The following is a 6,745-nucleotide window of genomic DNA, read 5'->3' on the forward strand; positions in this document are numbered from 1 at the left end:
GATCCGGGTTGACGCCAACCACGGTGGCCACAGTCATCGGGCTCGGGCAGGGCCGCCGGCCCTCGGGGTGCGGGTGAAGGTGTCGTCGAAGGAGCCTTCGCCGCCGAAGCGGACGGCGAGCAGCAGGGGTTGCTCCCGCTTCGGCACGCCGGCGCGGCGCCGACGGCATCGCCGGCCCTGGACGCGATCCCCCGGCGACCTGTCCCGGAACACGCCGCGCACTCCGGTGCGACTCTCCCCCGCCCAAGATCACCCCGCGGGTGAAACGACCCCCAGCAACGCCCGCGCGCACAGCTCCCGCACCTGCTCCCGCGACAGCGACTCGTCCGACCCCCGCAGCCACTCCAGGCACACCGCCGTGATGAACGCCAGCCAGCCGCGCACCGCCAGCCGTACGTCGGCGCGCTGCTCGAAGAGCGGGCCGAACTCGGGGTCGGCGGCGAGAGCCGCGAGGATCTGGTGTTCCTGGGCCGCGAGGGCCTGCTGATAGACCCGCCGCACGGCCTGGTCACCGGCCGCGTCCGCACGGTGGAAGGCGCGATAGCCGTGGGCGTGGGTCTCGACGTACTCCAGATACGTGTCGAGGCCCGACGCGAGCTGTTCGCGGACCGGGACCCCGGGGACCGCCGCCGTCATGCGCAGCATCCGCTCGCTCTCGCGCTCGACGACCGCCGCGAAGAAGTCCCGCTTGGTCGGGAAGTAGTGGTACAGCAGCCCTCGCGACACCCCGGCGATCTCGGCGACCTGCTCGATCCACACCTCGTCGTAGGGGTTCTCCGAGAACAGGCGCGCGCCGACCGTGAGGAGCTGTTCCCTGCGCTCCACGGTGCTGAGGCGGCGCCGTGTGCGCTGCCCCTGGTTCGCGGCCATGCCCGCACTTTACTTGACGTCGGTTCAACACGGGACGAGACTGAGGCCGCGCTATTGAACCCACGTACAACACGCTCAACCTGCCGCTGGATCAAGGGAGATCGCGTCATGGCGGAGACGACCTCAGGGACGAGGGCCGGGACGGTGGCCCGGGCGGCGAGCGCGGAGGCGCCGCCGAAGGGATTCCGTGGCGCCGAGCTCGGCTGGCCCGAGCTGCACCGCATACCGCATCCGCCGTACCGGCTTCCGCTGCTCGGGGACGTCCTGGGCGCGAGCCGGAGCACGCCCCTGCAGGACTCGCTGCGGCAGGCCCGCCGGCTGGGGCCGATCTTCCGCCGCCGGGCGTTCGGGAGGGAGTTCGTGTTCGTCTGGGGTGCGCGGCTCGCCGCCGACCTGGCGGACGAGACGCGGTTCGCCAAGCACGTGGGGCTGGGGGTCGCCAATCTGCGGCCGGTGGTCGGGGACGCCCTGTTCACGGCGTACAACCACGAACCCAACTGGCAGTTGGCGCACGACGTGCTGGCCCCGGGGTTCAGCCGGGAGGCGATGCAGGCCTACCACCCGATGATGCTGGACGTGGCGGAGCGGCTCACCGCCCACTGGGACCGTGCGGCGGCCGCGGGGCAAACGGTGGACGTGCCCGGGGACATGACGAAGCTGACCCTGGAGACGATCGCGCGCACCGGCTTCGGGCACGACTTCGGCTCCTTCGAACGCTCGCGGCCGCATCCCTTCGTGACGGCGATGGTGGGCACGCTCACCTACGCCCAGCGGCTGAACACCGTGCCGTCACCGCGGTTGTTGTGGCGGGCCGCGCGCCGCAACGAGGCCGACATCGCCCACCTCGACCGCACGGTCGACGACCTGGTGCGGGCGCGCCGGGCCGGCCGGAGCGGCGAGGGCGATCTGCTCGACCGGATGCTGGAGACGGCCCACCCGGAGACGGGCGAACGGCTGTCGGCGCGGAACGTGCGCCGGCAGGTCATCACCTTCCTCGTCGCGGGCCACGAGACCACTTCCGGCGCGCTCTCCTTCGCCCTGCACTACCTCTCCCGGCACCCGGAGGTCGCCGCCCGCGCCCGGGCGGAGGTGGACCGGGTGTGGGGGGACGCGACGGCGCCCGGCTACGACCAGGTGGCCAAGCTGCGGTACGTCCGCCGGGTGCTCGACGAGTCGCTGCGGCTGTGGCCGACGGCGCCGGCGTTCGCGCGGGAGGCCCGCGAGGACACCGTGCTGGCCGGGGAGCATCCGATGCGCCGCGGCGCCTGGGCGCTGGTGCTGACGCCGATGCTGCACCGCGATCCCGACGTGTGGGGCGACGACGCCGAACGGTTCGACCCGGACCGCTTCGACGCGGGGGCGGTCCGGGCGCGGGCCCCGCACACCTTCAAACCGTTCGGCACGGGTGCGCGGGCCTGCATCGGGCGGCAGTTCGCGCTGCACGAGGCGACGCTCGTGCTCGGCCTGCTGCTGCGCCGCTACAGGCTCCTGTCCGACCCGGCCTACCGGCTGCGGGTGACGGAACGGCTGACGGTCATACCGGAGGGGCTGCGGCTGCGCCTGGAGCGTCGTACACCCGCGCCGGCACCGGACGGGCCGGTCGTGGACGAGGGCGGGTCAGCGCCGCGCTGTCCAGTGCGCGGGGCGGGCGACTGACCCGGGCAGCCCGGTCCCGGCACTTCCCCGCGCCGCGTTGAGCTGCGGCTGGGTCACGAAGAACGCGCCGGTCAGATCGGCGTCCGTGAGGTCGGCGTCGCGCAGGTCGGCCCCTATGAGGTCCGCTCCGCGCAGATCGGCGCCGGTCAGGTCGGCGGCTATCAGGTAGGCCCCGCGCAGGTTCGCCCCGCGCAGGTCGGCACCCTTGAGACGGGCGCCCATCAGGTCGGCGCCCCGGCGGTCCTTCTTGCGCCCGGGGAGGCCCGCCCGGGCCAGTTCGCTGGTCTTCAGGAGCAGGGCGTTGACGTCCTGGCGGTGGGCCGGGACGTCCAGGGCGGCGAGTTCCCCCGGCGTCTGCAGGGTGAGGCGTTCGGTCTTCTCCAGCGCCTGCCGCAGCCGCGGGTGGATCGGACGGGCCGCGGGCAGGGCGAGCGCCTCGGTGAGGTACCACAGCAGCTCGTGGAGCTGCCGGACGACCGGGAAGACCTCCATCATGCGGCGGGCGTGCGCGCGGTCGCCCGTGCTCCAGTCCCGGCCGCCGAAGGTGATCTGCGAGACCTTCTGCCCGGCGCCGAAGCAGTCGTAGACCGTGCAGCCGGTGAAGCCCTTCTGCCGCAGCCGGGCGTGGATGCCGCAGCGGTGGTCCTCCCCCAGGTTGGGGCACGGCTGGCCCGCGTCCTTGTCGAGCGCGAAGTCGGCCGAGCGGGCGAACGGCAGCGCCACGCAGCACAGCCCGAAGCAGTTGCCGCAGTCGCCGCGCAGGCCGGCCGGGTCCACCGTCTGTTCTCGCATTCCGCCCACCTTACTGACCTGCGGCCATGGCGCGGACATCGCGGTGCCCCGCTGCCGGAACGAAAACTCACCGCTGAGTTTCCGGCCCTGTGGGGGTCCTCTCATCCAACGGAAAACAACGTCGGCTATCACGGAGTCAGGAGCCGGCAGCGGCAGGAGCCCGACGGACCGAGGAGTACGTCATGTGCAGTCACCAGCCCCCGTGCCCGACCGCGGACAGCGCCGCCCGTCACACGGCCGTCGTCGTCACGGCCCACCCGGAGCAGGGGTGGAGCCTGCTGTGCAACGGGACCGTCGTCTTCGACGACACCGGTGAACTCCTGCCGGACGGGCGGGTCGTGAACCCGCACCGCGCCCCCGGCCCGCCCGTCCTCGCCGGCTGACCCAGCCCGCCTCGCGCCCTAGCGGGTGAACAGCTCGAAGGCCACGGCCGGTCTGCCGCCGAAGCGCTCCCCCACGGAGTGGGCGATCCCCGTCAGGAAGCCGCGGGCATAGGTCTCCGGATCCTCTTCGGTCAACGCCTCGATGTACGTGCGGTGTTCGAGCAGCGAGGCCACGGCCCGCTCCAGGCCCGCCGTGGCGTCCACCGCGTGGGTGGGCGTCGCGGATCCGGCGACGGCGACCCAGCGGACGCCGTTCCACGGCTCCAGGCCCTGCTCGGCGAGTTCCGGGAAGATCCAGCGGTTGCCGGCGTCCGCGGCCGCGTCGAGGGTGGCGCGGCCGACGGCCACGTGGTCGGGCGTGTTCCAGGCGACCCCGCCCCAGGTGTCGCGGTGGTTCAGGGTGATCACGAGCTCGGGGCGGTGCCGGCGGACGGCGGCGGCGATGTCGCGGCGCAGGGCGGTCCCGTACTCGATCACGCCGTCCCTGTGGTCGAGGAACTCGACCTCCGACACGCCCACGACGGCCGCGCTCGCCCGCTGCTCCCGCTCCCGCAGCGGCCCGCACTGGGAGGGCGGCACGGTGTCGATGCCCGCCTCGCCGCGGGTGGCCAGCACATAGGCGACCTCACGGCCGGCGTCGGTCCAGGCGGCGATCGCCGCGGAGCACCCGTACTCGAGGTCGTCCGGGTGCGCCACGACGGCGAGGGCGCGCCGCCAGTCCTCGGGCATGGGCGTGAGCTGAGTCATCGTCGGCTCGGTCATGCCCGCAGACTAGCCGGAACGCCCGGCCACTCCACGGCCTTTGCGTCGCGGCGTCAGGCCTCGTCGCGGGTGAGTGCCAGCAGCCGGTCGAGGACGCGGGGGCCGCCGGCGCGGACGCCGTCGTGTTCGAACTCGTCGGTGACCCAGGTCCGCAGGCCGCGGACGGCGCGGGCGGTCCGCAGGGAGTGGGCCGTGTCGACGTAGAGGTCGTCGTGGTAGATCGCCGCCGCGACCGGGACCTCGTTGGCGGCGAGGCGGGCCGGGTCGTACAGGGGCGTCCAGTCGGTGCGGGCGGCCAGCAGTTCGGCGGTCTCGCGCAGCGGGCGCAGCGCGGGGTCGCAGTCGAAGTGCCAGGGGTGGACGGTCTCCCCGGTGAACAGCAGCGGCCCGTCGCCGGTGAGCGTCTTCGCCGCGTCGAACTGGGGGAACTCGGCGCGCACCCGGTCGGCCGCCCACGCGGTGGGGCGGGTGTCCTGGCCGTAGATCGCCTCGTGGACGAGGGCGTAGAGGGGGTGGCCGGCGTAGGAGAGGAGGCCCTGGAGCTCCTCCAGGAAGGCGTCGGACAGGGCGGGGCCCTGCGGGGTGGGGACGAAGGCCTCCTCCAGGAGGTGGTGCAGACGGTGGCTGCCCTCGCTGCCGCCGAGGAGGATGCCGAGGCTCTGGAAGGCCTCGACGGTCAGCCGGTAGCCGTTCGGGAGGGTCACCTCATGGGTGAGGAGATGGTCGGCGATACGGCGGGCGCGGTCGACGTCCTGCGGGTAGCGGGCGTAGTGCGCGGCGACCTTGCGCTCCATGCGCGGGTAGGCGGCGCGGTAGACGTCGTCGGCGTGGGCGTCCAGGGAGGGCAGTCCACCGGTGATCACGGCGGCGCTGAGGCCCTCGGGGGCGAGGGAGAGATAGGTGACCGTGCAGAAGCCGCCGAAGCTCTGCCCGAGGACGGTCCAGGGGGCGCCGCCGGTGACCTCGCGTCGCACCAGCTCGCAGTCGCGGACGATGGAGTCGGCGCGGAAGCGGGTGAGGTAGGCGGCCTGTTCGGCGGGGCCGCCGCGCAGCGGGAGCGTCTGGCGGTTGGCGGGGGTGGAGTGGCCGGTGCCGCGCTGGTCGAGGAGGAGGACGCGGTACTCCTTCAGGGCGCGGCCCAGCCAGGACTGCTTGCCGACGAACCGGTTGGCGCCGAAGCCGGGGCCGCCCTGGAGATAGAGCAGCCACGGCAGGTCCTGGCCCGCCTTGTCGCTCGCGACGACCTCCCGGGCGTAGAGCTCGATCGTCTCCCCGGCCGGGTCGGCGTGGTCGAGGGGCACGGTGAAGTGACGGTCGGTGAGGACGACGCCGGGCTGGCGGTAGCTGAGGGACAACAGGGGCTCCCGGGACGATCGGTGTGCGGGCCGCGTCCCAGTTCAGCACATGTCCGGGCGGCGCGGCAGCCCGGGGATCATGAACTGCTACTGAACGGGCGCTCAGCGTGCCGAGAGGCTGGAGCGTCTCACCACCAGTTCGGGCTGGAGCACCACGCGCCGGTGCTCGTGCGGCCGCTTCCTGCCCTCGGACTCCTCCTCGGTCTCCTCCAGGAGCATCTCGGCGGCCAGGGCGCCCATGGTGACGGCGGGCTGGCGGACCGAGGTGAGGGGAACGGCCGCGGCGGCGGCGAACTCGATGTCGTCGTAGCCGACGATCGCGAGGTCGTCGGGGACGTTGATGCCGGCCGCGTACATGGCCTGCAGGACGCCGAGGGCGAGCAGGTCGTTGGCGCAGAACACGGCGGTCGGGCGGTCGGCGAGGCCCAGCAGGCGGGCGCCCGCGTCCCGGCCCGCGGCGACGTCGAGCCGCTCGGTGGGCAGCTCCCGCAGGTGCTCGGGGCCCAGGCCCGCCTCGGCGAGCGCGTTGAGGGCGCCGGTGCGCCGGTCGCGGACCTGGTTGAAGCCGGGCGGGCCGCTGACGTAGGCGATCGAGCGGTGCCCGGCGTCGACGAGGTGGCGGACGGCGAGGGCGCCGCCGGCCACGTCGTCGACGGAGACCGAGCACTCGGTGGTGCCCTCCGCGACCCGGTCGACCAGCACGAAGGGGATGTTGTGCCGGCGGAAGGCGTCGATGTTGCGTCCGGTGGCGTCGGCCGGGGTGAGCAGCACGCCCCGCACCCGCTGCTCGGCGAAGAGGGAGAGGTACTCGGCCTCCTCCCCGGGGCTCTGGGCGCTGTTGCAGACCATCACGCCGAGGCCGGCCTCGGGGGGGGGCCCCCCCCCCCCCACCCCCCCCGCGAACAAAAAATAGTTTGCCGATAGGAA

Annotated in this window: 7 protein-coding genes; 2 read left to right on the plus strand and 5 right to left on the minus strand. The window is 73.6% G+C overall.

The features are described from left to right. Positions 1–249: 249 nt before the first annotated feature. Positions 250–870, minus strand: a complete 621-nt coding sequence (locus ACPT94_RS11940; protein ID WP_360337066.1) for a TetR/AcrR family transcriptional regulator — start codon at positions 868–870, stop codon at positions 250–252. Positions 871–978: 108 nt separating this feature from the next. Here ACPT94_RS11940 and ACPT94_RS11945 point away from each other — a divergent pair, with 108 nt between their 5' ends. Next, a complete protein-coding gene (locus tag ACPT94_RS11945) occupies positions 979–2,526 on the plus strand; it encodes a cytochrome P450 (RefSeq protein WP_425245790.1) in 1,548 nt (515 codons plus the stop codon). Here ACPT94_RS11945 and ACPT94_RS11950 read toward each other — a convergent pair. Continuing rightward, positions 2,488–3,318: a pentapeptide repeat-containing protein gene (locus tag ACPT94_RS11950; protein WP_360337070.1), complete on the minus strand. Its 831-nt coding sequence runs from the start codon at positions 3,316–3,318 to the stop codon at positions 2,488–2,490. The two genes, ACPT94_RS11945 and ACPT94_RS11950, sit on opposite strands and share 39 nt — an antisense overlap. Before the next feature lie 182 nt (positions 3,319–3,500). Between ACPT94_RS11950 and ACPT94_RS11955 the strand changes: the two genes are divergently transcribed. Next, complete coding sequence (locus ACPT94_RS11955; RefSeq protein ID WP_425245791.1) at positions 3,501–3,701, plus strand: DUF5999 family protein; 201 nt, start codon at positions 3,501–3,503, stop codon at positions 3,699–3,701. An 18-nt stretch (positions 3,702–3,719) separates the two neighbouring features. Here the strand turns inward: ACPT94_RS11955 and ACPT94_RS11960 are convergent, their stop codons facing one another. From ACPT94_RS11960 to ACPT94_RS11970, 3 genes are all read right to left on the minus strand, one after another. After that, positions 3,720–4,463 (minus strand): PIG-L deacetylase family protein, encoded by a 744-nt coding sequence (locus ACPT94_RS11960; RefSeq protein WP_425245792.1) that lies wholly within the window; start codon positions 4,461–4,463, stop codon positions 3,720–3,722. Positions 4,464–4,516: 53 nt separating this feature from the next. Further along, positions 4,517–5,818, minus strand: a complete 1,302-nt coding sequence (locus ACPT94_RS11965) for an alpha/beta fold hydrolase (RefSeq protein WP_425245793.1) — start codon at positions 5,816–5,818, stop codon at positions 4,517–4,519. A gap of 102 nt (positions 5,819–5,920) precedes the next feature. After that, positions 5,921–6,745, minus strand: an 825-nt coding sequence (locus ACPT94_RS11970; protein ID WP_425245794.1) for a substrate-binding domain-containing protein, incomplete at its 5' end; no start/stop codon positions are given.

It is taken from the genome of Streptomyces aurantiaciflavus (assembly GCF_049808595.1).
In the GTDB taxonomy this organism is placed as follows: domain Bacteria; phylum Actinomycetota; class Actinomycetes; order Streptomycetales; family Streptomycetaceae; genus Streptomyces.

What these genes read in the sequence shown, in the direction of transcription:
- ACPT94_RS11940 (WP_360337066.1), bottom strand. Translation starts at nt 870, where the DNA reads ATGGCCGCGAACCAGGGGCAGCGCACACGGCGCCGCCTCAGCACCGTG.
- ACPT94_RS11945 (WP_425245790.1), top strand. Translation starts at nt 979, where the DNA reads ATGGCGGAGACGACCTCAGGGACGAGGGCCGGGACGGTGGCCCGGGCG.
- ACPT94_RS11950 (WP_360337070.1), bottom strand. Translation starts at nt 3,318, where the DNA reads ATGCGAGAACAGACGGTGGACCCGGCCGGCCTGCGCGGCGACTGCGGC.
- ACPT94_RS11955 (WP_425245791.1), top strand. Translation starts at nt 3,501, where the DNA reads ATGTGCAGTCACCAGCCCCCGTGCCCGACCGCGGACAGCGCCGCCCGT.
- ACPT94_RS11960 (WP_425245792.1), bottom strand. Translation starts at nt 4,463, where the DNA reads ATGACCGAGCCGACGATGACTCAGCTCACGCCCATGCCCGAGGACTGG.